The following is a 25,723-nucleotide window of genomic DNA, read 5'->3' on the forward strand; positions in this document are numbered from 1 at the left end:
TTCAGCAAATCGTGTGCCAACAAACAGAATAAAACGAAAAGAAGTGTTTTTATAGCGAGGGGGGTATTACTAAACTTTGCGGTAATAAAGGCCTGAGGGCTGAGTTATCATTTTAAATTTACTACTAGCACCTCCTAATGATTCTGAAGCGCCAAGTATTAAACAGCCTTCGGGCTGCAAACAAGCGGAAATATCTTGCAGTATTACCGTTTTCCTTTCCGCATCAAAATAAATGAGGACGTTGCGGCAAAACACTACGTCAAATTGACCCAGCGCAGAAAACTTAGACGTCAGATTAAATTGACGAAAGGAAACCCACTTCTTAATGTCTGGGCTGATTGTCATGCTGTGATCTGGGTTCAAGGTAAAATAACGACGCTTAAGATCGTCGCTTAAACCGCGATTTAATGACAAGGTGTCATATGTGCCTTCGCTTGCGGTTTTTATGACTTGGGCTGATAAGTCAGTGCCCACGATTTCTACGCCTCGCTCAAAGCCGCCTCTGTTTGACTTTAAAAACTCAGCGATAGTCATGGCAATAGAGTAAGCCTCTTGACCGGTTGAGCTTGCCGCACTCCAAATTCTAATTCTATTTTGCTTTGCTAGCAGCTCTGGCAATATTTTGCTTCGCAGTATCTCGAATGGATATGTATCTCTGAACCACAGCGTTTCATTGGTTGTCATCGCTTCAAGCGAAGCCTGCGTAAGCAAGGGATCACGTTGAGAGATGATTTTTTCAATAAGACTATCTAGATTATTGCCAGCTGGATCTGCGCTGCCTGGATGAGAAGAGGCAACGCGATACATTAAAGGCAACAGCCGACTTCTTACCAGATATTGCTTTGCACCGCCAAGTAAGATACCACTTTTGGAATGCAAGAAGTGGCAAAATTTTTCATACATAACGGGGGAGAGTTCTTTATTCACGCGGCATTATTTCGCTCTAAGTTCGGTACTTAACCATTTTTGCACGGCTGAAGCGAGTTCATCAGGGTGGAATTTAGCAATGAAATCGTCGGCTCCCACTTTCTTTACCATCGCCTGGTTGAACACACCGCTTAAAGAGGTATGCAAAACAACATGCAGTCTGGCTAATTGAGGATCATTTTTGATTTCAGCGGTCAGCGTGTAACCGTCCATTTCTGGCATTTCTATGTCCGACACTAGCACGCCCACTTTGTCGGTCACGTCACCCGTTTCAGCAGCGATTTGTTTTAGGCGTTTGAGTGCTTCCAGTCCATTTTTGGCCACTTCAATTTCTAAGCCTAGAGCGGTAAGCGCTTTTTTAACTTGGTTTCTTGCAACTGACGAATCATCGGCAATAAAAATAATTTTCCCTGCACTAAAACTCACGTCAAGGCTGTCAGCGAGGTCTTTACTGACATCAGTATTCAACGGTGATATCTCATTCAGAATTTTCTCAACGTCGAGGATCTCAATAAGTTCGTTGTCCATTTCTGTCACGGCAGTTAGGTAGCTCGCTTTGCCCGTGCCTTGTGGCGGAGGCATTATAGCATCCCAATTAGTATTAATGATGCGTTCGACCGAGCCTACCAAAAAGCCTTGAACCGAACGATTGTATTCGGCGATGATGATAAATCCGTCTTTAAGGTTTTCGATTTTACGCCCACCTGTTGCCATGCTTAAATCAATAATTGATATAGTTTGACCTCGGATATGAGCTACGCCGCGAACTAAGGCGTTAAGCCTTGGAATTTGAGTCAATGGAGGGCATTGTAAAACTTCACGCACTTTAAACACGTTAATCCCAAAGCGCTGTTTACCATTAAGTCTAAATAACAAAAGTTCTAAGCGATTTTGGCCGACGAGCTGCGTTCGTTGATTGACTGAATCCATAATACTGGACATTCATTACCTCCAAATTTTAGTTTAGGCATGATTGTTGCGTTATCTAATATACCGCATTAAAGAAGCGCATATAAGCGCTAAATGTGCCGAACTTTTGACACTCTCTAAACACTGCGCGAATAAGTTCATGCAGAGACGATAAAAACAGGTAAAAGACAAATGCAAAATAATCTAAGTAATTCTTTATCGACAGCTTTGGGCATTGGCTTGACCTATTTTTTAGTGATTTTCCCGACGGCTGCCAATGCGTCTGTTCACCAGAGTATACAACAACAGGCAGAGCTTTATGTTCAGCAAAACGCTTTTTTTGACGATAGTGCTGATGTAAACGTACAGGCCGCCGAAGTTGACAGCAGGATTCATATCCCCCCATGCAAAGCACCATTTGAATATGAATCTTCTGATTCCAGTTTAAGACAGTCGAACGTATCGGTGAAAGTAACCTGCCCTACAACAAGCTGGTATTTATTCACTTCTGTTCAGGTAGAGCAAACTAAACCGGTGGTTGTTACATCAGAAACACTGAGCCCCGGCTCACTTTTAACTGAAAAAAATCTATATGTGGCCGATATACCAGTTAATAGGCTAAGAGGTTCGACATACAGCGACACGGTAAACCTTGTTGGAGCGCGGCTTAAACGTCGCGTGAGACCCGGCCAAATTATTAATGACGGCATGCTTTGTTTCGTCTGTAAGGGTGACAAAGTGACGATAATGGCGGTGACCAGCGGCTTAAGTTTGAAGGTATCGGGCATTGCTGAACAGGACGGAAATTTGGGAGACACAATCAGAGTGCAGAACGCCTCATCGAAGAAAACAGTGACGGCAACAGTGTCTAGTACCAGCGAAGTGAGTATCCAAATTTAATGAAAAGTGATAAAATTTTGACGCTTTGGCGTTATCAGCTTGAATAATTAGAAGTATTTTGAGCAAATTCGGTAGAAAATGTGATTTTATTTCACTTTCTTGCTAAAGTTAGCCAATAAGAAGTCGATAACATGTTTGAGGTGTTATAGGTTCTGGAAAAAATTATGACTATTAACAATATAAACAATGCAAACAAACCGCAAATTGACGGGCAGAAGCTGGCACAACAGCAGACTCCAAGTCAAACTGCAAACGCTAACACAGCGCAAGCCGCAACGCAGTCTACTGCGTCACGTCAAGACTCTGTGTCGCTAACTACATCTGCACAACAGCTTACGCAAGTGCAGAAGAAAAGCGCAGAAGCGCCAGTCAATCAAGAGAAAGTTGATAAACTGAAAAAAGCGATTGCTGATGGTGAATACAAGATAAACCCTGAAGTTTTGGCGCAAAAAATTGCCAAATTGGAATCTCAGATTTTCGGAAATGGTATTTAAACGAATGGAGCTTAGAATCTGATGATGACGAGTTTATTAAGTGCAATTGATAAACAAGCGGAGCAGCTAACTGCTCTGAAAGCATTGTTGGAAAATGAGCTTCATCTGATAAGTTCGAGAGAGCCTGAGACTCTGATGGGATTGTTAAAAGATAAAGAAGAACTGCTTTCATTCATTGAGGAGCAGGATCAGTCGATATCTTCATTATTCGAAAAAGCGAAGGCAAACGGCGAAAGCACGGAAGACGCAGTGGCAGCCATGGAAAGTTGCGATGCAATCATCCATGAATGTAAGTATTTGACGCAGATTAATGCTAAGTCAGTTGAACAAGGCCAACTTCGTTTAACGCATCTTCGCAATCTCATGATGGAGCTGCGTGCACGCGAGTCAATGACCTACGATCGCAGTGGCAAGACTACGGGCGATGCGGGTTCAAAAGGATACACAGCTTAAGCAAACAGCGGTTGCTATTTACATTCAAACAAGACTGTTGCTCAGGTTAAAAATATAATTTCAAAAAAGCCAGCGTTATCGCTGGCTTTTTTATTGTTTTTTTTACCGAGTCATCAGGGCCTAATAAAAATGACTCGCTTACGTATCAAGCCCTAGTAATAGGTCACCTTTCTAATTTTTCTAGGTTTTGCCGTGGACAAATAAATGTCGTAGACCCGAGACATATCGAGCTCCAGTTCAGTTGCATAGGTGTCCTCGCCTACGGGATAAGTCTTAACGACTCTTGCGCCGCGTATTACGCCTTCAACCGAACTCTTTAACTGGTTGTTGGTTAAGATCATATTTGCCAACTCCTGCTCACCGTCAACTTTCTGGCCATACACCTGCTCTGCAAGCTCACGATAGGCATCCAATTTAGATGCTTTTATCGCCATCAATGTTTTGGTAGATTCATCACCACCTAATTGCGCTGCAATGGGAGCATAGCCTACTGCATTAATCACTGGGTATTGCTCAGGCTCAATGGTTTCCCACTCTACATGCTTGGTAAACAATGAACTGCATCCTGACAGACTCAAGCAAGTGATCACTCCAACAGAAGCTATAATGACGCGTACTTTTTTCATCTTTGGCATATTCAACCTATTCGTATTTAATTGATTATACGGCGCACTCATGGCCCCATATAGCTGTGCGTTTATTCACTGCTTTTTGATATTGGAGTTAATGCAAAATATGAACCAAATTTATGAAAACTCAAAATGGCAGTTAAAAGCGTAGAAGTCGGTGAGTTAATTATTAAAGGTATGGCACATAACTTGTATAGGTTTACACATAGAACTACCTAAGTGCAAATCACTGCTGTTGATTTGACCGCCAGTGGATTACCACAAAGTCCAATAAGTGAAATAAGTAATGAAATTAATGTTTTATATAAACGACTCAAGACTACGAAACGCCATAATACAGAGCGCCGCGGTAAAAGGCCTTAAGAGGCGTAACGCAACTTTGCGAAACCTTATTATCGTACTATCATTAATATTAAGCCAAACAGCAAACGCAGCGTGGTTCTCAGCTACCGGACATGCTGCCATTTTGAATGGTGATAAAATGGCGGCAAAGCATCAAGCGACTGAGGAAGCCATTAAGCAAGCTCTGCTATTTGCTGGCGCCTCTGTCAGGAGTGTGCAACAAATGACTAATGGTCTGTTAATGAACGACCACCTAGAAATTCGTTCCAGCGGAGAAGTAAGCACGCTAGAGTTAATAGATGAGGTTTACTCGGATGGTTATGTAACCGTATCAATTCGAGCGGATATCTTTTCACAAAAATCTCAATGCTCAGCCGCTGACTATACGAAAAGATTAGCAACAACTTACTTCCCTATTCGTTACGGGGCGCAAGCAGCAGACGGTCAAGTGCATCATTTAGGCGCCGCAGCCGCTTTAAAACTGCAAGAAACATTTTCACAAATTAGCACTGGGCTAACGCTCAGCGAAGTAGAGCCTTATACGCTTAATTGGCATAACACTGACCAACAAATACAAGCCACAAAATTGGCACAAAAGACGGATGTGCAATATGTACTTGCAATCACCATCGACGACATTAGCGTTGAGCGAGATCACGCAAGTGCCTTTACGTTTTGGAAAGGTGATCAGGCTGTACGTAACTTCGCGTACACGTTAACCTTATTAAATGGTGCATCAGGCGAAGAATTATTAAGCAAGCAGTATCGTATATCGGAAGCTTGGGAGTTTGACATGACCCGCAAACTTGACGTTAATTCAGACGAGTTTTGGCGCAGTCGCTATGGTAGAGCTGTCTTAGAAAGCATGCAGGAGTCAGCAATAGACTTAGAAAAGTTCGCCATTTGTGAACCGACAATGGGCAGAATATTGGCGGTCAACAATAACCAACTGCAAATAAATCTAGGCAAAAATCAAAAAGTGAAAGCTGGAGACACCCTAACGCTATTTAGTGTTAAACAAATTAGAGATACTTTTGGTCAAGAGTACAAGCAGTTTGTGCTGCATCCCACTTCTCTTGTAGTCACGCAAGTATTCGCTGAAACGGCAACCGTGACTAGTCGTGATCGCAGTTTATTGGCGAATATTCAGCCAAACGACTACGTAGCGCGACAATAGGACTGTTTTTAAGGCTTTTGTTGTTGAATAATATGGATGCGTTAACCGAGTGCAGATAAATCAGCACCCAACTGGACTAAGTTCCTGAAACTGACGTATACCCTGTTATTAGACAGAAACAAACAACGAGGCCTTTTTATGTCGCATTCTCTCCCCGACAACTCTTCGTTTTTTGAAGAAATGAGTGACGTTAAGCCTTTAGCCCAAACGGATAAAGTTGCCTTAACAAACAAGAACACAGAAACCCTTGCACAAAGGCTAAAGCGAGAAGCCCTTATCGCTGAAGTTGAAAAAGATGACAATGGACTGACGGTTGAAAAAGTCGAGCCTATCGACCCACACGACTTTATCGAGTACAAACAAGACGGCGTGCAGCAAGGCGTTTATAAGAATTTAAGACTCGCTAAATATCAAATCGACGTCACGTTGAATATAACGCACATGAAGTTTGACGACGCGCGCGTGACCTTATACAACACCATTAAAGACTGTCATGAAAGAGGAATTAGAACCTTACTAGTACAGCACGGCATGGGCTTAAATAGTAAACCCTTCCCTGCTTTCTTAAAAAGTTTTGTGAATCAATGGTTACGACAGATTGATATGGTGATTGCCTTTCATACGGCACAAAAGCAGCACGGTGGCTTGGCTTCCGTTTATGTCTTGTTAAAAAAACACCCTAATCAAAAGTTGATCAACCGCGAAAAAAATCGAAGAGGCGGTTAGCCGTTTTGCACTAACCGTTTATTCCACCGTCAACTTTCCAAGTAGATACTATCCGACGAAGACGCGTGCGTTTCTAAACATACGCATCCAAGGGCCGTCTTCTTTCCATTCATCTGGGCGCCATGAGTTGCTAACTGTTCTAAATACTCGCTCTGGGTGCGGCATCATTATAGTGCTGCGGCCATCTAAAGACGTTAACCCTGTAATGCCTTGTTCTGAACCATTCGGGTTCGCTGGGTACTCGCTTGTTACGCGTCCGTAATTGTCTATAAAGCGCAGCGCGATCTGGCTCTCATTCTTCAACATCGATATTTGATTATCGAGTTTGAATTCTGCGCGACCTTCGCCGTGAGAAACGGCTATTGGCATCCGAGAGCCCTGCATTCCGGTTAAAAACACTGAAGGTGAGTCGGCAACTTCAACCATAGCAACGCGCGCTTCAAAACGTTCTGATTGATTAGTTACAAAATGTGGCCAGTGTTCAGCACCGGGAATCAATGACTTCAAATTAGACAGCATCTGACAACCGTTACAAACGCCTAAAGAAAAGGTATCGTTGCGCTCGAAAAACGCTTTAAACGTCGCTTTGACCTGTTCATTGAATAAAATTGACTTAGCCCACCCCTCGCCAGCGCCTAGTACGTCACCGTAACTAAAGCCACCACAGGCAACTAAACCAGCGAAGTTATCAAGACTGCGTCCTGCTAGCATATCGCTCATGTGCACATCAATTGGGGTAAAGCCCGCACGATGGAACGCCGCAGCCATTTCAACATGCGAGTTGACGCCTTGTTCACGTAATATCGCAACTTCTGGCTTACTCCCCAAATTGATAAAAGGCGCCGTAATATCTTTATTAATGTCGAAGGTCAGCAGGCTGTGTAAGCCAGGATTTGCTGGGTCACGTTTAGCGTCATGTTCTTGTTTCGCACAGGCAGGATTGTCGCGCAGCGTTTGCATTGCGAAGGTCGTGCTCGACCAAAGTGTGCGGTAATGCGTGCGTGTATTTTTAACAATACATTCGCCTTCATTTGAGAAGCAAATCACATCGTCCGCTGATACCGTGCCGATTGTGTGCAGTAGCTTACTCAACTCATATTTTTTTGCTAGCGCCAAAACACTGTCTTTTGCACTTTCTGACACTTGAATAACTGCGCCGAGTTCTTCACTAAATAATACCGAAGCGGCGTCCTCACCTAAACCAGTAATGTCAATTTCAACGCCAACTTTACCAGCAAACGCCATTTCAACGATCGTAGTAAATAAGCCGCCGTCAGAGCGATCGTGATATGCAGTAATTAACTCTTTTTCGACAAGCTCTTGCATCAGTAAGTAGAAGGCTTTTAAATGTTTAGGAGAATCAACGTCAGGCGTAGTTTGACCTAATTTTCCATAAACCTGCGCCAGACATGAGCCACCCATACGGTTTTGCTTATTGCCTAAATCAATCAACATCAAACTTCCGCCATTAGCTTGACGCTCTTGTGGTTTGTCTGAATTTGGCTCTTGCAAAGCTGGCTCAGCTGCACACGATAAACGTAACTGCGGCGTGATGGTTTTGCGCACATCTTTAACTGCGCCAAACGCTGTTATTACTAAGGATAGCGGTGATGTAACTGCTTTATCTTCACCATTTTCCTGCCATGCCGTTTTCATCGACATTGAATCTTTACCGACGGGGATCGTTAAGCCCAGCTCAGGACACAACTCTTCACCTATCGCTTTCACTGCCGCATACAGCCCAGCATCTTCACCTGGGTGATTTGATGCAGACATCCAGTTCGCAGATAGCTTGATACGCTTAATATCACCAATATTTGTACCGGCAATGTTAGTCAATGATTCTGCAACTGCTAATCTTGCCGATGCTGCATGATTTAGCAGGGCGACCGGTGTACGTTCACCAATAGACATTGCTTCACCATGATAGGTATCAAATGCAGAGGTAGTTACCGCCACATCTGACACCGGCACCTGCCATGGACCTACCATTTGATCGCGCGACACCATGCCGGTAACCGAACGGTCGCCAATCGTAATCAAAAATGTTTTATCAGCAACTGTGGGCAACTGCAGAACGCGCTTTATCGCATCTTGAATATCAACGTTAGCGGTGTCAAAAACGTCACCTTTTGCCGTTGAAGAGACAACGTCTTTACTCATTTTAGGCGGCTTGCCCAGTAATACATCTAGGGGCATATCAATAGGCTTGTTGCCGAATTTTTTGTCGCTTAGCGTTAAGTGCTGCTCGCGAGTCGCTTCACCAACAACGGCGAAAGGCGCTCTTTCTCGCTCACAAATTGCGGTAAACAAAGCAAGGTTCTCGGGTGCAACTGACATTACATAACGTTCTTGAGACTCATTACACCAAATCTCTAGTGGAGACATACCAGGTTCGTCATTCGGCACATTGCGAAGTTCAAATACACCGCCTCGTTCTGCGTCATTGACTAACTCAGGGAAAGCGTTAGACAAGCCTCCCGCGCCAACATCATGAATAAACTGAATTGGGTTTTCATCGCCTAATTGCCAACATTTATCAATCACTTCTTGGCAGCGTCTTTCCATTTCTGGGTTTTCACGCTGTACTGAAGCAAAGTCAAGATCTGCGTTGCTCTCGCCCGAAGCTACCGATGACGCTGCGCCGCCGCCAAGACCGATATTCATTGCCGGGCCGCCCAGCGCAATGAGTTTCGCACCAACCGTTATCTCTGCTTTTTGGATGTGGTCTTTTTTGATGTTGCCAAGGCCACCGGCTAACATGATCGGTTTATGATAACCTCGCACTTCTTCGCCGTTAAAGCTATCAACTTTCTGCTCGAAGGTTCTAAAGTAGCCTAATATATTTGGGCGTCCAAATTCGTTGTTGAACGCAGCACCGCCTAAAGGACCTTCCAGCATAATATCAAGGGCGTTTACAATACGCTCAGGCTTGCCATAATGAACTTCCCAAGGTTGCGGGAGCGTCGGTATGTTTAAATTCGATACTGTGAAACCAACCAAGCCCGCTTTGGGTTTGGAGCCTCTTCCTGTTGCACCTTCATCTCGTATTTCGCCACCAGAACCGGTTGCCGCGCCCGCAAACGGCGATATTGCCGTTGGATGGTTATGGGTTTCGACCTTCATCAGAATATCAATATCTTGGTGATGATAATCATATGCTTGGGTTTTTGCATCAGGATAAAAACGCCCCGCTGCCCAGCCTTCCATTACCGCAGCATTATCTTTATATGCGCTGTGTACGAAGTCACTGGATACTTCAAACGTATTTTTGATCATTTTAAAGAGTGACTTTGGCTGCACTTGGCCATCGATTGTCCAGTCGGCATTAAAAATTTTATGTCTACAGTGTTCACTATTAGCTTGTGCGAACATGTAGAGCTCAATGTCGTTTGGGTTGCGGCCAAGCTTTGTAAAGCTCTCGAAAAGATAATCAACTTCATCATCGGCTAACGCAAGTCCCAGTTTCTTGTTCGCACTTTCTAACGCAGCCTTGCCTTCTTCGATAATAGGCACTGAGGAAAATGGTTTTGCGTCGGTTTGTGCGAACAACTGCTGCGCACTCTCAAGTTCAGCAAACACAGCTTGTGTCATGCGATCATGAAGAGGTGCGGCAACTGCTGCAAAATCGGCGCTTGTATCGTCTAGATCAATGTAATACGCAATGCCCCGTTCAATTCTGTGTATTTTTGTCAAACCTGAATTTTTAGCAATATCGGTCGCCTTTGACGCCCAAGGTGAGATAGTGCCGGGACGAGGTGTCACTAAGACTAAATAACCTGAAGTGTCAATTTTTTCGCTGCTCGGTCCATAAGTCAAAAGTTGCGAAAGCACTGCTGTTTCCGCTGGGCTTAACTCGCTTTGTGCGTCCACAAAATGCACATACTGAGCTTGCACACTCAACACACCTATTCCTTGTGCCGCGAATTGCGCTAATAGTTTATCTTGTTTAAATGAAGAGAGAGCAGATGAGCCGCGAAGCATTAACATAATATGGGTACCAATTTGAGGCCGCAATGTGAATTGTTGCGAGCAAAGACTAAGGTCAGCAATTGACGCCAGATTATAGAGTAAAAGCAGGCGGTTGATAAGTGATGATGTCTGTAGAATTTTACTTTTTTTGCAATAACTTACTGGATGCTTTGCTTAAATTTAGTCACAATGGCATTTATGAAATCAAAAACGCAGATATTATCGATAATGAGCACGTTCGGTTCGCCGTTATCCAAAGCAAAAATAACCAAGCAATTCAAAAAGGTAATTGCGGGTTCCCTTTCTGCTTGCGCGTTTTTAGCGTTAAGTAGCTGTTCACAACCAGAACCATCATCATCATTAAGCTCCATTTTAGAGTCAGGTGTGTTGAAAGTCGGCTCAGTTTACGGAAGAACAACTTATTACAATGGTTCAACATCGCCCGAAGGCTTCGAATTTGAATTAGCCCAAGGTTTTGCTGATTTCATGGGAGTAAGACTAGAAGTTTATCCGTATTATTCATACCGAGAATTACTACCGCAATTAGATAACCACCAGGTTGATTTAATAGCCGCTAATGTGACAATGACAGAACAGCGAAAATTGAAATACCGTTTTGGTCCCGCTTACCAATCAGTTAATTTTGAGCTGGTCTATAAAAAAGGAGAAGACCGCCCGCGGGATATAAAGCAGTTAGAGGGCGACCTCACGATTGTAGCCAATGATCTTTATCGAGAACCCCTGGTTTCAATAATCGACGAAGATGACGCTATTTTTTGGCGTGAAACCGATGAAAAAGACATTGAAGAATTATTAGAAATGGTGTCTAAGGATGAATTGGATTATACCATTTCGGACTCAAATATCTTAGCCGTTGCTCGCAGACGCTACCCCAATCTTGGTATTGGTTTTTCCGTCACAGATACCTTGCAAATTGGATGGCTGTTAAATAAAGACACCGACGATTCATTGCGAGCAGCGTTGATTGAATACTTTGGAAGCATCCAAACGAGTGGCTTCTTAAGTGCACTTGAAGACAAGTACTTCGGCCACATTCAAACATTCGATTATGTTGATACACGCGCGTTTATGCGAGCCGTCGATCGAACTCTGCCAACCTATAGAGAGTTATTTGAAGCTTATGCCGGTGAAAATGACTGGCGCCTGCTTGCCGCAATGAGCTATCAAGAAAGTCATTGGAAACCGAGAGCGAAGTCGCCCACGGGCGTACGTGGCATGATGATGCTGACCTTAGGCACAGCGAAAGACATGAACGTGACCTCACGTATTGATGCTGAACAGAGTATCAGCGGCGGTTCAAGATACTTTAGTAGTTTGTTACGCAGAATACCTGCACGCATTCAGTATCCGGACAGAACGTGGATGGCGCTAGCCGCATACAACGTGGGTTTGGGACACTTAGAAGATGCTCGAAAAATAACCGAAGGCCAAGGTTATAATCCAGACTTATGGGTAGACGTAAAAAAGCACTTACCACTGCTCAGACAAAAGAAGTTCTATAAATCAACAAGGTATGGATACGCGCGCGGAGACGAAGCGGTCAATTACGTAGATAACATTCGCCGCTATTACGACACCTTGATTTGGCTAGAGGATCAAACTGAGCTTCCTTCTATTGAGGATTTACCCATCGCTCCTGAGGAACCATTGGATGAGGCTGAACTTGAGAATAGTGACGGTAATACCAATGATACTCCCCCAGAAAATAAACCTGAAGAAACAAAAGAATAAATCGTCAAATCAACTATTTTTTTGTACTTCATAAAGCCATCAAAGCATTCATCTCTGTGTTGAATATTACTCGTTGTAAGCACCTTGTCACCGAACCGTCATTTAAATGTCATCAAGTTGGTCTCATAATTGCTGCATCATTTCTTAATAGCGCTGTTGAATACTGTGTCTGGCCATCATCGTTTTATGCGAAGGAATAAACGGAAACTATTCCTAACGGTTTGATTGTATTTATATTTACTGTAGAGTGAGACGATCGTTGTTTGCAGCCGTTAAATTGAACTTTAGTGGTATATTGTTATCATAGTTACGTTCATTGCTTACCTGTACTTTTTAATATAAGGGTTGAGGTGCAGATTATGGACTAGAAATGAACAGCACGGCGCATGAAACATATTTGCCTGTGATTTCAAACTAAATCATTGGACAATTAAAAATTAATCGAAAACATAAGAGAGATATATGAAAAGAAATAAAAGCTTCACCGCTTCTCGTAGACTGAGAGCGAATACACAACGCAGAACTATGCTGAAAAGAGCTCATCAAAGAGTGATGGCGCGTCGCAAGCAATTTGCAATTACAGAACTGCAGGAAGAGTGGAGTCAAGCAAGTTAACTCAACTCTTCTTCTGCCTCCTTCTCTGCTTAAAAAAATCTGAAATTTGCGCACTACATTCATCTTGTAAACAACCGCCGGTGACTTCTATTTTGTGATTCAATGACGCGTGCTGAACAAGGTTCATTACTGTCCCCGTGGCTCCCGTTTTTTGATCGTAAGCACCGAATACAATACGTTTCACCCGTCCGTGAACCAAAAGTCCTGCGCACATAGGGCATGGCTCTAACGTTACGTAGAGCGTGGCATCGACTAATCTATAGTTTTGCAGGTTTTTTGCAGCTTCCCTCATTGCGAGCATTTCGGCATGAGCTGATGGGTCGTGTGTTGTGATCGATTGGTTATAACCTTGTCCAATGATAAGCGAATCAACGACCACAATAGCGCCCACTGGAACCTCGCCTATCGCCTGCGCATTCTCTGCTAGCAGCATGGCTTGACGCATGTAAGACGCATCTACTTCATTGCTACCATCGTCAGACCAATCACGCACTTTAATAGCAGTGCTATTGCAGCTCTTGAGGCTTGATTTTTTCTGTTGATTGCTCTTCTTTGCACTTTGGCCTCGAGTTTCATGTGCAGCTTGCGCACTTTTTACGGGCTGCGCTTTATCAGTATTTGCCATTCATATATCGCTTGGTTAGATAAATATTGCGTAAAATAGTTTGGTAAAAAAAGTTTCTTTGATTCAAGTACTCTGGCCCCTTGGTTTTTGTTTCAAGGAACCTGGCCCTTTGGTGATGATACTAAGGTGGTTTTGTTGTGTCACGTGATAATGGTATTGGACTGCTATATGCGCCGCTAAAAATTAAGTTGAATGGCTTGTGAAGATTGGTCAAATTCACCTATTATTAGTCGTTTCGCTAAGAACCAAATGCCTGTACGGGTCTTTTAAAAAATAAACCACTGATTTTATAGGTTTTTTATTTTTGGCAAAGCTTTTGCAGATGCTATTATCGGATGTAAGGCAAATCACGACAGTATGCTCACAAATACGGCTAGAGCGATAGCAGATGGCATAATGATAGCAAGTAAGTTGCACCTCAACATATTTGCACTGCGGCGCAAAAATGTCTACCTTGTGCAGATAAGACTTTATTAGTCGGGATGAAATACCTACTATTAATGATAAGGATGTGCAAACGGTGTCGATATTTTTGCGTAATTAAAATTATCAAAACCGTGATGAGCCATTATAGAAAGACTAACAGTGACTTTGCTTGTCGAAAAATATCAACAGGAGAATCAGGATGAATTTAACAGCGATTTTTATTGTAGCAATTGTTGTGGGCGGGATAACCAGTATCATATCCACTTTATCAAATAAAAAAATCAAAGAATCTAATAAGTTTAATAAAGAAGAGCGTGATGACATGCAGGTGCAAATTCAAAAGATGAATGAGCGAATTGCAACACTCGAACGCATAGTAACTGATGAAAAGTACTCTTTAAATAAACAGTTTGCAGATCTAAAATAGGAAGCCAAATAATACATGACAACTCTTGACCCCGAATATCCGATTGGCACACCAGGCAGAGCTTGGGACACTGATGAGAAGCTACAGTGGCTATCAGCACAGAGTAAAAAACGAAGCTACTTTGACGACGTTGAGAAGAGGCTACTGACACTCAATAAAAGTGACTACGAGTTAATAAAATACGGGGAACTGGGGTACGCAAATTTAGGCTTCTCTAACTACCCCTTATATTGCGTTAAAGCAGGTAAGTTCGAGAATGACCGTCCAACCATTTTAGTAACTGGTGGTGTTCACGGCTATGAAACAAGCGGTGTTCATGGTGCTTTAGATTTTATTGAAAACGCGGCCACAAGCTATTCAGATACAGTCAACGTATTGGTCTTACCTTGTATTAGTCCGTGGGGATACGAAACTATCAATCGTTGGAATCCGTATGCTATTGACCCAAATCGTTCGTTCTATAGTGAAGGCCCAGCAGACGAAGCAAATCTAGCGATGAAATGCGTAAGTGACTTGGGTTTAAATATCCTCATGCATATTGATTTGCATGAAACAACTGACACAGATAACTCTGAGTTTCGTCCTGCATTGGCGGCACGAGATGCCATTGAACAAGGTCTTTGGGAAATTCCTGATGGCTTTTATACCGTCGGTGATAGTGCTCGTCCGCAGCCTAGGTTTCAAACCGCAATTATCGATGCAGTAAAGCAAGTGACTCATATTGCCGACGCTGACAGCAGTGGTAAAATAATTGGCTCAAAGATAGAGCAATTTGGCGTCATAAACTATGATAAAAAGCCACTTTTTTTATGCGGTGGCTTTACTGATGCAATCTATGTGAGCACAACAGAAGTCTATCCCGATAGTCCAAATGCGACGCCAGAGATTTGCAGTAAAGCACAAGTTGCCGCAATCAAAGGTGCCTTGGAATATGCTATCGCGAGCAACTTACGTTAGCCGTTTTGACTAAAGTCAGAGAAGGAGCGCTATTTGCGCTTCTTCATTCGTGCGCTTTGTTCCGCTCTTTTTTCTTCGCGTTTTTCTTTTCTATCTTTTTTATCTGGCGTTAAGGAGCCATCCTTAAATTTCTGTTTACGCTGTTCTTTATCCGTTATTTTTTTAGCTGCCGCATCTGCCATTTCTTTCTTTTCTTGAATCAACATTTCTGGCGTTTCGAGGGTTATCCGACCTAGTTTTCCTGAGCGTAGCTCGTTGATAAGCACTTCACATATCTTGTGCAAGTTAACTCGCCCACCTGCCATTAAGGCGCCTCGTTTAGCCGCTGCAAGTTCTAAAAACTCAATTTCAGTATTAGGTAAATCATCAATTTTGAAGCGCTCTTTCATCAAGTCTGGATAGGCTTTAATTAAGTAATCTGCCGCATAAAAACCAACATCGTCGTATTCCATTGCAGTGTCTTTAACTGCACCTGAAGCAGCCAGTCGATAACCTGTGTTTGGATTTTCAAGCTTTGGCCAAAGCACACCAGGGGTGTCGAACAAAACGATACCGCTGCCTAAATTAATGCGCTGCTGATTTTTCGTGACTGCAGGTTCGTTGCCTGTTTTGGCGATAACACGGTCGGCAAGTATATTGATGAGGGTCGACTTTCCAACATTGGGAATACCCATGATCATTGCGTTAATCGTTTTAACTGAGGCATCTTTTTGCGCACAAGTTTTACGTATTAACTCTATGATTTGTTTGGTTTTCGCTGTGTTGTCGGTGGATGTTGTGAAGGTTTTAACACCCCGCTCCTCCTCTAAATGCGCTTGCCACTTAGCGGTGGTTTCAGGATCAGCTAAGTCGGCCTTATTAAGAATTTTGAGGCAAGGTTTGTCGCCTCTAATTTTTGCTATTTCAGGGTTTTCACTTGAATACGGAATACGCGCATCGAGTACCTCAATCAGAATATCTACCTGACCAAGCGCTTCTTTTATTTCTTTTAGGGCTTTGTGCATATGCCCTGGGAACCAATGAACGGCCAAATCGACTATCCTAAAAATTGTGAATGCGGGTATTTTACTGCATTTAATTAAATTTACCTGATTAATTTCCCGGCCTCACTGTCTTGCTCTGTTTCCTTACTTAACTATAATCTGCCACTGCCGTCATCAATTACCCTCTTTAATTGCTCCCTCACTTGCCATACAGTAAGAAATGCTCAATACGCTCAACCCTTCTGGGCTTTCCAGAAATCACCAATACATCGTTGGCAAAGATAAGCGTGTCAGCATTTGGGTCTTCTATTTCTTTATTATTGCGCCTCAATCCAGTGACTCTGACTTTGCGACGCTCAATATCTAGTTCCTTGATAGTTTTGTTGACCGCAAAAGCACCGTTGCTAATAGAAACGGCATGAATAAATTCAAGCTTATCTTTTGTTCCGTAGCTAATCTCAGTAGTTTCACCCGGAAAAAAACCGTGCATATGCTGATAGCCTTTTTTGCGCTCATTGCGCACACGTTTCAAAATCCGCGACATCGGAACGCCAGCATAATGTAATACTTGCGAAACCAACATTAAGCTACCTTCTTGCATTTCAGGCACTACCTGCGACGCACCCGCCGAATAGAAATCATCAGACAAATAGTCTTTTCTGGTGCGAACAACCACGGGTAAACCCGGTCTTAAATCAGTAATTGCATTGACCACTCTTAGCGCTTTGTCATGATGGTCAAAGGTGATCAAAGCTAATTGTGCATTCGCTATGCCGGCGGATTTCAGCATGTCGCGCTGCGCTACGTCGCCAAACATCACGTTTTGACCGGCCGAGCGGCTTTCATGTACACGAACCGGATCAAAGTCGAGCGCAACATACTCTATCCCTTCAAGCTTCAGCATGCGCGCAACCGATTGTCCCACTCGCCCAAACCCCAAAATAAGTACATGATTAGCTAAGTCCTTATCTTCAGATTGAATTATTTCAGCTGATATATCCTCAATGTCTTTATTAGGGGCAATCCATTGTGCAAACTTTCCGCTCATATTAATTAACCACGGTGTGATTGCCATACTCAACAAACCAACGCTGATTATCATTGAAGATTGCTGCGAGCTAATAAGCTCGTTCTGTGCCGCTAGGGCAGCAATAACAAAACTGAACTCCCCCATTTGCGCCAGCTTCATCCCTGCCGCCCAAGCATCCTGTTTACTTTGCTGAGCGATAAAGGCGCTTAGGCTCACTACTAAGGTTTTAAGTACCACCATGACTACCAATCCCAGCAACACCCAATGAAACTCAAAGATGAACACATTCAGCTCCAATTTCATCCCTACCGTAATGAAAAACAAGCCCATCAGGATGTCGCGAAACGGACGAATATCGGCCTCAAGTTGATGTCGGTATTGCGATTCACTCAGCATCATTCCAGCTAAGAAAGCACCAAGTGCCATCGACAAGCCAAAGGCATAGGTAGTGCCTGCTGCTAATAAGGCAACAAGAATAGTGGTAAGGACAAATAACTCATCGGTTCTGGTACGAGCAACTTCATTGAAAATGCGCGGCAAAAGCCAACGACCAACCGACAATAATAAAACCACCACAACAACGCCTTTGAGCAGCGCCATGAGTAATGCAAAACCAACGCTCTGTTCAGAACCTGCTGCGAGTAGAGGAATAGCAATAAGAAAGGGCACGACCGCTAAGTCTTGAAAAAGCAATATACTGACGGCCATTTGTGAGCGCGGTGTATTGAGACGACCTGCATCATCTATTTGTTTTATGACGATAGCAGTAGACGACAAAGCAACCATGCCGCCAATAATAATGGAAGTGCTAATTGATTGACCAAACAGCAATGCGATACCAGCAAAGATAGCAGTAGTTAACAGCATTTGGCCTGCGCCCACACCAAACACTAAATTGCGCATCGCAATCAATTTGGGCAGTGAAAACTCTAAGCCTAACGAAAACAGCAAAAATACAATACCCACTTCTGCCAATAGATGCATTTGCTCTGGATCGTTATACAGCGACAGAACTTCAGGACCCGCCATTACACCAACAAACAGGTATGCCAGTATGGCAGGCAAACCCGCACGTTTGAAACACCACACCAAAAATACGGACAGTGCCATTAAAGCAATGATATTAATAAAAACTTGGTCCAAAACGCCCCCCTATTTCGAAAAATAAAAAACACAAACGACTTGCTCTAAAAATGGGCACGACTATTGCTATGAGTTTATCTAAAAGGTCTGTAGAAACATAAAATTCAGATTCAATAGCAAGATCAAAGCTCCAAAACACTAAGCCACCATAAAACACGGCTTAATTGTTCTTTTATTGTTCGATTTATTGATGTTCGCATAATTTTTGAATGCAACATACCTTTTAAATCAATGTCATCGTCAATAAAGCGACACTTTTGGAATTTAAACTCGCTTAAGTGAATGAAACAAGCGAATCAAATAAGTGAATAAATACATCACGCGAAGTCTATCTGGAGTTAAAAATGGATATCCTTGCAGTAAACGAAGTGAATGAGTCTAAGGATGTTCCTATGCATGAGCCCATTATCGCTCCCGCATTTGAATACAACGATATGAGATTGAACACGGTGCTATCAAACAGTGAATCGTCCACCATTATGCGTCGGATGCTTCAAACCATAGAGTTAGAAGAATTGGCAAAAAAGTATTTTGAATTGCTAAGTTCTAAACTCCCCTGCACGTCAATAAAAATATGCTTTGCAGAACAAAATTTATTTTTTGGTAATTCGGTACAAAACGCTCGAAGCATGAAAATCACCTTGGATTATGGCCATCCCTTAGGTGCGCCGCAGCACGCTCAATTGTCCTATGTATTTTCTCAAGTTCTGTCACCTCTTCAACGTAAATTATTATCCGAATTGCATTCGATATATGCGATGGGATTGAAACATGCTTTGGAGTATTACCGAATTCGTCAACTCGCAACTAAAGATATGCTGACGGGCTTGTGCAATCGTTCGCATTTCAATGATTCACTGCATAAATTAATCAGCATGAGTTTACGCAATGAGCACTCGTTCGGCCTACTTATCCTCGACTTAGATAATTTTAAGCAAGTGAATGACCGCCACGGCCACCAGCAAGGTGATGAAGTACTTATTGAGTTTGCAAATTTATTGACAGGTTCATTGCGTGACTCTGATCACGCCTTTAGATTTGGTGGTGACGAGTTTTGTTGCTTACTAATCGACAGTGATCATGAGGCTAATGAGCAAGTTGCTAAACGCATCCAAAAGGCAACGGCTGAACACACTTTATTTACGCAGCATCAAGTATCCACTAGCGTTGGTGCCACAACCTTCCGTGAGACGGATACACAAGCAAGTTTGTTCAAACGTGCGGATATGGCCTTGTATGATGCGAAGCACGCCGGTAAAAATTTATTTAAAGCGGCCTAAACGTTGCCGCTGTTTAGTTCAAAAATTGCTAATAAATGATGAACCGCGCTAAGGCAACAAGTTGCCATGGCGCTATATTTGTTCGATGAGACTCTTCATTGCAGATGGTGTAAGGGCTTTATCCTTAAATTGCTCGTTTACAACTAGTTTGTCACCCAATTGAACGGCAACAATTTGCTCATTGAGGCAAATAATGGGCATAGCCATGCGTTTCCAAGGCTTGACGCCAGCCTCCTTCATCCAGACTTTAAGCGTTTTTGTGGGACGATTGGCGAATAGGCTTACTCTTCGATGTAAATCACCGTAAGTTACCTCCATGCGCTCTATTTTTGAGTTAATTTCAATCTCAACGTGCTGGTTCGGCAATGGCATTTCGACCACATCATCTAACCCTACCCAAAGTAAGTATTGATTGAAACTTCGACATTGCCAATTCTCTACCTGAACGCGGCCTTTTTGATCCGCTTTCGCCACACACAGCTTCTGAATTTCATGCAGTTGAGCTGCAGAAACCGTTAAACCAATCTGAATTGAGCTCCACAGCCTGATTACTTCGGCGGCCAATGCATTGGGAAGGATCGATAATCCGGACAATGACAGAGCGCACTCGTCATTTTGAATTTTTTGCAACGCTTCGCTCGCCATTGTCTCAACCAGTTGATTTTGTGAGGCACAAAGCCATGCACTTCGACTAATGGTCTTACTTATTTGTGGCCACTTGTCTTTAAGCATGGGCATAATATCGTTGCGTAAAAAGTTGCGATCGAAGGATGTATTCTGATTCGATTCATCCTCCACCCAACTTAATTTGTGCTGCTCTGCATAGCGAAGTATCTCTTGTTTGCCAACACCTGAATTAACCCAAGGCCGCGCATACTGCACCGAACTAGATTTAGTAAAGCGTTCAGCCATACCGCTGAGTCCTTTAGGCCCCGCACCTCGCTTTAGCTGCAGTAGCACAGTTTCGGCTTGGTCGTCTTCATGCTGGGCCAGCAACACTAATGAACCAGCAGGCGCCAGTTTATCTAGCGCAGCATAACGCGCATTTCTGGCGACAGCCTCCAAGCTCTGCCGAGGCGCAACTTGAACTAGAACTTTTTGATATTGAAATGGAATATGTAACTGCTCACAAAGCTGATGGCAAAATGCCAACCATTCATCTGCGTTAGGACTAAGCCCATGATGTATATGAATGGCATTAACACTAAAAGGAAGGTCTGATTGCTCACGAATAGTTGCACAAGCGTGCAGCATAGCGGCAGAATCTACTCCACCGCTTAAGGCTACAGTAACGGATGAAAAATGGGGAGATACACAGCTCTGAATAGTTTTTACGAGCTGTGAATTTGTCGACATGCCAATTCCATTTAGTGAAGTAAGTAAGGTCAGTGGAGCTAATTGGCTAAGTGAATAATACCCTAGCCCATTAAATAGCTTTTTCTAACGCGCCTTGTATTGCTGATGTTGATAGCTTTAAGAATATCAATACTAGCCTAACAACACGTTAGTCGCTCTACGCTACAACTAACAATAACCAAAAGACATAAGTCGCTCGTAGCGCTCTTCCAATAAGGTATCTACTGGTAACGTTTGTAGCTGCGACAGCTGCTGCTTTAACACCGCTTTCAAATTTGCGGCCATGCCTACATAATCTCGATGGGCTGCGCCTAAAGGCTCTTCTACAATGTTGTTAATCAAGCCAAGCGCTTTAATTTGCGGTGCAGTAACACCCATTGCCTCAGCTGCAATTGGTGCTTTTGTAGCACTCTTCCATAGGATGGATGCACAACCTTCGGGTGAAATAACCGAGTAAGTACTGTATTGCAGCATATTTACTCTGTCGCCGACACCAATGGCAAGCGCACCACCGGAGCCGCCCTCACCAATCACGGTACAAATAATCGGAACAGTAAGTTCAGCCATGACCTTGAGGTTCATTGCTATTGCTTCACTTTGCCCGCGCTCTTCTGCGCCAACTCCCGGATATGCACCCGGAGTATCGATAAAGGTAATGATAGGTAGGTTAAAGCGCTCTGCCATGCGCATTAAACGCAGTGCCTTGCGGTATCCTTCTGGTTTTGGCATACCAAAGTTACGCTTGATTTTCTCTTGCGTGTCGCGGCCTTTCTGATGTCCAATGACCATCACGGGTATACCATCTAAATTTGCGAGACCACCAATAATGGCTTTGTCGTCAGCATATCCGCGATCGCCAGCCAACTCATCAAAATCGGTCAGCATATTGTTGATGTAGTCTTGAGTATAGGGACGCATAGGATGACGGGCAATTTGTGAAATTTGCCAAGCACCTAAATTTGAAAACACTTTTTTGGTTTGCTCAGAGCATTTTTCTCTTAGCTTACCAATTGCTTCTTCTATACTCACGTCGAACTCGCCGCCTTGATTGACGATACGTAGTTCTTCAATTTTGGCTTCTAACTCAGCAATAGGCTGCTCGAAATCCAAAAAATGTCCACTCATGATTTATCCTAACAGATTGTAAAACCTAGATAACGCTAGGCTTTTAGTTAAATTCTAAGTTAACTTGCTCTGCGCCCAATATGTGGCGCAACTCAACTAGTAATTGTTCTTCAGGCTCTACACACCATTGTGTACCCGATGCAATAGTAACCTCAACATCTTCATGCTCTACATGAATATGCAGCGGACAGGTACCATTCTTATAAACTTGCAATATCCCCTGCACTTTAGCGACTGTTGACAAAGTACACAACTTTTCCGGGATACTTATTTTTAATTGCTTTACGTATTTAGAGCGAGCTTGAACAATAGTTAACACATCTTTTGCGTTTATTGTATTGCCCCCTGAAAATTCATCAAAGCTGACCTGTCCTTTTACCCACAATAAATTATCCGAAACCAGCACAGATTCGAACTGTTCGTACATATCTGGATAAAATCTAACGTCCATTCTCGCAGACTTATCGTCTAATGTCACAATTCCCCATCGGCGACCCTTTTTATTGGTCATCACGCGAACACCAATCACGAGTCCTACGGTACTAATAAACTGATCGCGATTGGTCGGTGTTAGGTCGGCTAGGCGCCCATCAGTGTATTGCTTTATTTCTTTCAAATATTGATTAATTGGATGGCCAGTTAAATATAGCCCTAAGGTTTCTTTTTCGCCATCCAACCATACTTTTTCTGACCATTTAGGCACTTTTGCGAATGCGCTGGTAATGTCTTCTTCAGACTCTATCTGCACACCAAATAAATCGGCTTGACCAGCAAGCTCTGCCTTTGCGTGCTGACTCGCCGCGTTTAGTGCATCTTTGATGGTAGCCATTAACGCGGCTCTGTGCGGACCTAGATTATCCATCGCGCCGCTCAGTACTAATTTCTCAAGTACTCGCTTGTTAACTCGTTTAACGTCAACCTTGGCACAAAAATCAAATAGGTCTTTAAACTTACCTTGTTGCTCTCTCGCCTCAATAATAGCTTCAACAGGTCCTTCACCGACGCCTTTAATCGCGCCAATACCATAAACAATTTGGCCGTCGCTATTCACAGTAAACTTGTATTCACCTGCGTTAAGGTCCGGCGGTAGAATATCGATATTCATGTGCCCGCACTCGTCAACTAAGGTCACAATTTTGTCGGTATTATCCATATCTGCCGACATCACAGCAGCCATAAATTCAGCTGGATAATGTGTTTTTAACCATAGCGTTTGATAGGACACCAATGCGTAGGCCGCTGAGTGTGATTTGTTAAAACCATAACCTGCAAATTTTTCAACCAAGTCGAATATCTTTATCGATAGCTCGGGATCAATGTTGTTATCAGCAGCTCCTTGCTCAAATGAAGCTCGTTGTTTGGCCATTTCTTGTGCATTTTTCTTGCCCATTGCACGGCGCAACAAGTCAGCTCCGCCAAGTGAGTAACCCGACATAACCTGCGCAATCTGCATAACCTGTTCTTGGTATAAGATAATGCCGTAGGTTGGTTCAAGAATTTCTTGCAAACACTCATGTTGATATTCAGCATCTGGATATGAAATGGCCTCACGTCCGTGCTTCCTGTCGATAAAGTTATCAACCATGCCTGACTGCAGCGGGCCGGGTCTGAATAATGCAACGAGAGCGATAATATCTTCAAAACAATCGGGCTTCAGACGATTAATCAAGTCTTTCATGCCGCGAGATTCTAGTTGGAATACCGCCGTTGTTTCAGCCTTCTGCAGCACTCTAAAGCATTTGGGGTCTTCTAAAGGTATTTGGGTAATATCGATATCGATACCCTGTACCTCTTTAACCATATCAATTGCCCACTGAATAATGGTCAGCGTGCGCAAACCTAGAAAATCGAACTTAACTAAACCCGCTGTTTCAACGTCGTTCTTATCAAATTGCGTAACGGGATTTGAGCCAGTATCATCACAATAGAGCGGCGAAAAATCCGTAATCGTAGTGGGTGATATAACTACCCCACCCGCATGTTTACCTGCGTTTCGAGTCACGCCTTCTAAAATACGCGCCGTATCGATAAGATCTTTTACATCTTCGTCTTCTTCATAAAGCTCGGGTAAGCGAGGCTCTACCGCAAATGCTTTTTCTAGGGTCATGCCCGGATCCATGGGTATTAACTTAGAAATTCGGTCTACAAAGCCATATGGATGACCTAGCACTCGACCAACGTCCCGTATAACGGCCTTCGCCGCCATTGTCCCGAAAGTAATAATTTGTGATACGGCATCACGACCGTAAATGTCCGCCACATGGTCGATAACTTCGTCGCGGCGATCCATGCAAAAGTCGATGTCAAAATCGGGCATTGATACCCGTTCTGGATTCAAGAATCGCTCGAATAGTAGGTCGAATTCTAGCGGGTCAAGATCGGTAATATCTAGTGCATAAGCCACGAGTGAACCTGCACCTGAACCACGTCCAGGGCCAACCGGAATGTTGTTATCCTTCGACCATTGGATAAATTCCATTACGATCAAGAAGTAACCAGGAAAGCCCATTTGGTTAATTACTTTAAGTTCTATTGCCAGACGCTCGTCATACTCAGGGCGTTTTTCCTTACGCTCTTCTTCATCCGCAAAAATCTTGATTAAACGACGTTCTAAGCCTTCTTCTGACACTTTCACCAAGAAATCTTCAGTGGTCATGTCGCCAGTTGGAAACTGCGGCAAGAAGTACTCGCCAAGCGTAAGTTCAGCGTTGCAGCGTTTAGCAATCTCAATCGTATTTTCAATTGCTGAAGGAATATCCTTGAACAGCTCAATCATTTCTTCAGCGCTGCGCAAATATTGTTGTTCGCTGTGTTTTTTAGGACGTCTTTTGTCGTCGAGTGTGTAACCTTCACTAATGCAAACTCGCACTTCGTGTGGTTCAAAACCTATTTGGTCGATGAAGCAAACTTCATTAGTTGCAACAACAGGCAGATCATTTTGAGCCGCCCACTCGACAGCGCGATGAATATAGTCTTCTTCACCATCACGCCCGGTGCGAACCAATTCCACATAAAAGTGCTCATGAAAATATTGCTGAAAAAATGCGGTGATATTATTAGCAATGTCAGGATTATTTTTAGTTAATGCTATGCCTAAATCGCCCGCTAACGCGCCAGATAACACAATGACACCTTCTGCGTATTCAGCAAGCCATTCTTGGCGCACCACAACTTTATGCTGCACATGTCCTTGCCTATAGGCTTTGGAAATGATTTCGGTGATGTTTTTATAACCTTTGATATTTTTAGCAATTAAGGTTAAACGTGTTATTTCATTCGGAAAATGCGGTGACAATAACCATATATCACAGCCGATAATCGGCTTTACACCAATATTAAAGGCTTCAGAATAGAACTTCACTAAGCCACACATATTCATGAGATCGGTGATCGCAATTGCCGGCATATTCATGGATTTTGTTTTTGCTAAGATCGGCTTTACTTTGTTCAAGCCGTCCTGCATTGAGTAATCGCT

The 25,723-nt window shown here is 43.3% G+C and carries 20 protein-coding genes; 10 read left to right on the forward strand and 10 right to left on the reverse strand.

Annotated elements, in window-relative coordinates; translation table 11 throughout:
* Nucleotides 1-69 precede the first annotated feature (69 nt).
* The gene (locus GNIT_RS11535; RefSeq protein WP_014109390.1) at nucleotides 70-903 is read right to left on the reverse strand and encodes a CheR family methyltransferase; all 834 of its coding nucleotides are present in this window, start codon (nucleotides 901-903) and stop codon (nucleotides 70-72) included.
* Nucleotides 904-933: 30 nt separating this feature from the next.
* Nucleotides 934-1,869: a chemotaxis protein CheV gene (locus tag GNIT_RS11540; RefSeq protein WP_014109391.1), complete on the reverse strand. Its 936-nt coding sequence runs from the start codon at nucleotides 1,867-1,869 to the stop codon at nucleotides 934-936.
* A 159-nt stretch (nucleotides 1,870-2,028) separates the two neighbouring features.
* On the opposite strand from GNIT_RS11540, the gene flgA reads away from it, so the two are divergent.
* The 3 genes from flgA (at nucleotide 2,029) to GNIT_RS11555 (ending at nucleotide 3,683) form a co-directional block, all read left to right on the forward strand.
* On the forward strand, nucleotides 2,029-2,736 hold the full coding sequence (gene flgA / locus GNIT_RS11545) for a flagellar basal body P-ring formation chaperone FlgA (RefSeq protein ID WP_014109392.1): 708 nt from the start codon (nucleotides 2,029-2,031) through the stop codon (nucleotides 2,734-2,736).
* Between the two features lie 164 nt (nucleotides 2,737-2,900).
* The gene (gene flgM, locus GNIT_RS11550; RefSeq protein WP_014109393.1) at nucleotides 2,901-3,230 is read left to right on the forward strand and encodes a flagellar biosynthesis anti-sigma factor FlgM; all 330 of its coding nucleotides are present in this window, start codon (nucleotides 2,901-2,903) and stop codon (nucleotides 3,228-3,230) included.
* Nucleotides 3,231-3,251: 21 nt separating this feature from the next.
* The gene (locus GNIT_RS11555; protein WP_014109394.1) at nucleotides 3,252-3,683 is read left to right on the forward strand and encodes a flagella synthesis protein FlgN; all 432 of its coding nucleotides are present in this window, start codon (nucleotides 3,252-3,254) and stop codon (nucleotides 3,681-3,683) included.
* 152 nt (nucleotides 3,684-3,835) lie between these two features.
* Here the strand turns inward: GNIT_RS11555 and GNIT_RS11560 are convergent, their stop codons facing one another.
* The gene (locus GNIT_RS11560; protein ID WP_041246818.1) at nucleotides 3,836-4,309 is read right to left on the reverse strand and encodes an LPP20 family lipoprotein; all 474 of its coding nucleotides are present in this window, start codon (nucleotides 4,307-4,309) and stop codon (nucleotides 3,836-3,838) included.
* A gap of 289 nt (nucleotides 4,310-4,598) precedes the next feature.
* Between GNIT_RS11560 and GNIT_RS11565 the strand changes: the two genes are divergently transcribed.
* Nucleotides 4,599-5,831 (forward strand): flagellar assembly protein FlgT, encoded by a 1,233-nt coding sequence (locus tag GNIT_RS11565; RefSeq protein WP_238526892.1) that lies wholly within the window; start codon nucleotides 4,599-4,601, stop codon nucleotides 5,829-5,831.
* Nucleotides 5,832-5,969: 138 nt separating this feature from the next.
* The gene (smrA, locus tag GNIT_RS11570; RefSeq protein WP_014109397.1) at nucleotides 5,970-6,557 is read left to right on the forward strand and encodes a DNA endonuclease SmrA; all 588 of its coding nucleotides are present in this window, start codon (nucleotides 5,970-5,972) and stop codon (nucleotides 6,555-6,557) included.
* A gap of 48 nt (nucleotides 6,558-6,605) precedes the next feature.
* Here smrA and purL read toward each other — a convergent pair whose 3' ends face one another.
* Nucleotides 6,606-10,547: a phosphoribosylformylglycinamidine synthase gene (purL, locus tag GNIT_RS11575; RefSeq protein WP_014109398.1), complete on the reverse strand. Its 3,942-nt coding sequence runs from the start codon at nucleotides 10,545-10,547 to the stop codon at nucleotides 6,606-6,608.
* Between the two features lie 180 nt (nucleotides 10,548-10,727).
* Between purL and mltF the strand changes: the two genes are divergently transcribed.
* Together mltF and GNIT_RS18220 are read left to right on the forward strand one after the other, a co-directional pair.
* The gene (mltF, locus tag GNIT_RS11585; RefSeq protein WP_085948148.1) at nucleotides 10,728-12,281 is read left to right on the forward strand and encodes a membrane-bound lytic murein transglycosylase MltF; all 1,554 of its coding nucleotides are present in this window, start codon (nucleotides 10,728-10,730) and stop codon (nucleotides 12,279-12,281) included.
* A 462-nt stretch (nucleotides 12,282-12,743) separates the two neighbouring features.
* Nucleotides 12,744-12,896 carry a hypothetical protein gene (locus GNIT_RS18220; protein ID WP_014109401.1) on the forward strand — a complete coding sequence of 51 codons (153 nt, stop codon included), beginning with the start codon at nucleotides 12,744-12,746 and terminating at the stop codon, nucleotides 12,894-12,896.
* A gap of 1 nt (nucleotide 12,897) precedes the next feature.
* Here the strand turns inward: GNIT_RS18220 and tadA are convergent, their stop codons facing one another.
* Nucleotides 12,898-13,521, reverse strand: a complete 624-nt coding sequence (gene tadA / locus GNIT_RS11590) for a tRNA adenosine(34) deaminase TadA (protein ID WP_014109402.1) — start codon at nucleotides 13,519-13,521, stop codon at nucleotides 12,898-12,900.
* Between the two features lie 625 nt (nucleotides 13,522-14,146).
* Here tadA and GNIT_RS11595 point away from each other — a divergent pair.
* Entirely contained in the window at nucleotides 14,147-14,374 is a 228-nt protein-coding gene (locus tag GNIT_RS11595) for a hypothetical protein (RefSeq protein WP_014109404.1), read from the forward strand.
* Nucleotides 14,375-14,389: 15 nt separating this feature from the next.
* Nucleotides 14,390-15,331, forward strand: coding sequence for a M14 family metallopeptidase (locus GNIT_RS11600; RefSeq protein ID WP_014109405.1), 942 nt, complete (start codon nucleotides 14,390-14,392; stop codon nucleotides 15,329-15,331).
* Between the two features lie 29 nt (nucleotides 15,332-15,360).
* On the opposite strand, the gene ylqF is transcribed toward GNIT_RS11600, so the two are convergent.
* Entirely contained in the window at nucleotides 15,361-16,362 is a 1,002-nt protein-coding gene (ylqF, locus tag GNIT_RS11605; RefSeq protein WP_014109406.1) for a ribosome biogenesis GTPase YlqF, read from the reverse strand.
* Nucleotides 16,363-16,513: 151 nt separating this feature from the next.
* Complete coding sequence (locus GNIT_RS11610; protein ID WP_085948149.1) at nucleotides 16,514-18,487, reverse strand: monovalent cation:proton antiporter family protein; 1,974 nt, start codon at nucleotides 18,485-18,487, stop codon at nucleotides 16,514-16,516.
* A gap of 344 nt (nucleotides 18,488-18,831) precedes the next feature.
* On the opposite strand from GNIT_RS11610, the gene GNIT_RS11615 reads away from it, so the two are divergent.
* Complete coding sequence (locus GNIT_RS11615) at nucleotides 18,832-19,767, forward strand: GGDEF domain-containing protein (protein ID WP_014109410.1); 936 nt, start codon at nucleotides 18,832-18,834, stop codon at nucleotides 19,765-19,767.
* A 72-nt stretch (nucleotides 19,768-19,839) separates the two neighbouring features.
* Here the strand turns inward: GNIT_RS11615 and tilS are convergent, their stop codons facing one another.
* The 3 genes from tilS to dnaE form a co-directional block, all read right to left on the reverse strand.
* The gene (tilS, locus tag GNIT_RS11620; protein ID WP_014109411.1) at nucleotides 19,840-21,123 is read right to left on the reverse strand and encodes a tRNA lysidine(34) synthetase TilS; all 1,284 of its coding nucleotides are present in this window, start codon (nucleotides 21,121-21,123) and stop codon (nucleotides 19,840-19,842) included.
* A 168-nt stretch (nucleotides 21,124-21,291) separates the two neighbouring features.
* Nucleotides 21,292-22,248 (reverse strand): acetyl-CoA carboxylase carboxyl transferase subunit alpha, encoded by a 957-nt coding sequence (gene accA / locus GNIT_RS11625; protein ID WP_014109412.1) that lies wholly within the window; start codon nucleotides 22,246-22,248, stop codon nucleotides 21,292-21,294.
* Between the two features lie 43 nt (nucleotides 22,249-22,291).
* Entirely contained in the window at nucleotides 22,292-25,711 is a 3,420-nt protein-coding gene (dnaE, locus tag GNIT_RS11630; RefSeq protein WP_014109413.1) for a DNA polymerase III subunit alpha, read from the reverse strand.
* Nucleotides 25,712-25,723: the final 12 nt, after the last annotated feature.

Origin of the sequence: Glaciecola nitratireducens FR1064 (assembly GCF_000226565.1) — a bacterium.
In the GTDB taxonomy this organism is placed as follows: Bacteria; Pseudomonadota; Gammaproteobacteria; order Enterobacterales; family Alteromonadaceae; genus Glaciecola; species Glaciecola nitratireducens.

Coding starts and splice junctions, on each gene's coding strand:
- GNIT_RS11540 (WP_014109391.1), bottom strand. CDS start 1,869: ATGTCCAGTATTATGGATTCAGTCAATCAACGAACGCAGCTCGTCGGC.
- GNIT_RS11560 (WP_041246818.1), bottom strand. CDS start 4,309: ATGAAAAAAGTACGCGTCATTATAGCTTCTGTTGGAGTGATCACTTGC.
- GNIT_RS11535 (WP_014109390.1), bottom strand. CDS start 903: ATGTATGAAAAATTTTGCCACTTCTTGCATTCCAAAAGTGGTATCTTA.
- flgM (WP_014109393.1), top strand. CDS start 2,901: ATGACTATTAACAATATAAACAATGCAAACAAACCGCAAATTGACGGG.
- GNIT_RS18220 (WP_014109401.1), top strand. CDS start 12,744: ATGAAAAGAAATAAAAGCTTCACCGCTTCTCGTAGACTGAGAGCGAAT.
- accA (WP_014109412.1), bottom strand. CDS start 22,248: ATGAGTGGACATTTTTTGGATTTCGAGCAGCCTATTGCTGAGTTAGAA.
- GNIT_RS11565 (WP_238526892.1), top strand. CDS start 4,599: ATGAAATTAATGTTTTATATAAACGACTCAAGACTACGAAACGCCATA.
- tadA (WP_014109402.1), bottom strand. CDS start 13,521: ATGGCAAATACTGATAAAGCGCAGCCCGTAAAAAGTGCGCAAGCTGCA.
- mltF (WP_085948148.1), top strand. CDS start 10,728: ATGAAATCAAAAACGCAGATATTATCGATAATGAGCACGTTCGGTTCG.
- tilS (WP_014109411.1), bottom strand. CDS start 21,123: ATGTCGACAAATTCACAGCTCGTAAAAACTATTCAGAGCTGTGTATCT.
- dnaE (WP_014109413.1), bottom strand. CDS start 25,711: ATGCAGGACGGCTTGAACAAAGTAAAGCCGATCTTAGCAAAAACAAAA.
- smrA (WP_014109397.1), top strand. CDS start 5,970: ATGTCGCATTCTCTCCCCGACAACTCTTCGTTTTTTGAAGAAATGAGT.
- GNIT_RS11600 (WP_014109405.1), top strand. CDS start 14,390: ATGACAACTCTTGACCCCGAATATCCGATTGGCACACCAGGCAGAGCT.
- GNIT_RS11555 (WP_014109394.1), top strand. CDS start 3,252: ATGATGACGAGTTTATTAAGTGCAATTGATAAACAAGCGGAGCAGCTA.
- purL (WP_014109398.1), bottom strand. CDS start 10,547: ATGTTAATGCTTCGCGGCTCATCTGCTCTCTCTTCATTTAAACAAGAT.
- flgA (WP_014109392.1), top strand. CDS start 2,029: ATGCAAAATAATCTAAGTAATTCTTTATCGACAGCTTTGGGCATTGGC.
- GNIT_RS11615 (WP_014109410.1), top strand. CDS start 18,832: ATGGATATCCTTGCAGTAAACGAAGTGAATGAGTCTAAGGATGTTCCT.
- GNIT_RS11595 (WP_014109404.1), top strand. CDS start 14,147: ATGAATTTAACAGCGATTTTTATTGTAGCAATTGTTGTGGGCGGGATA.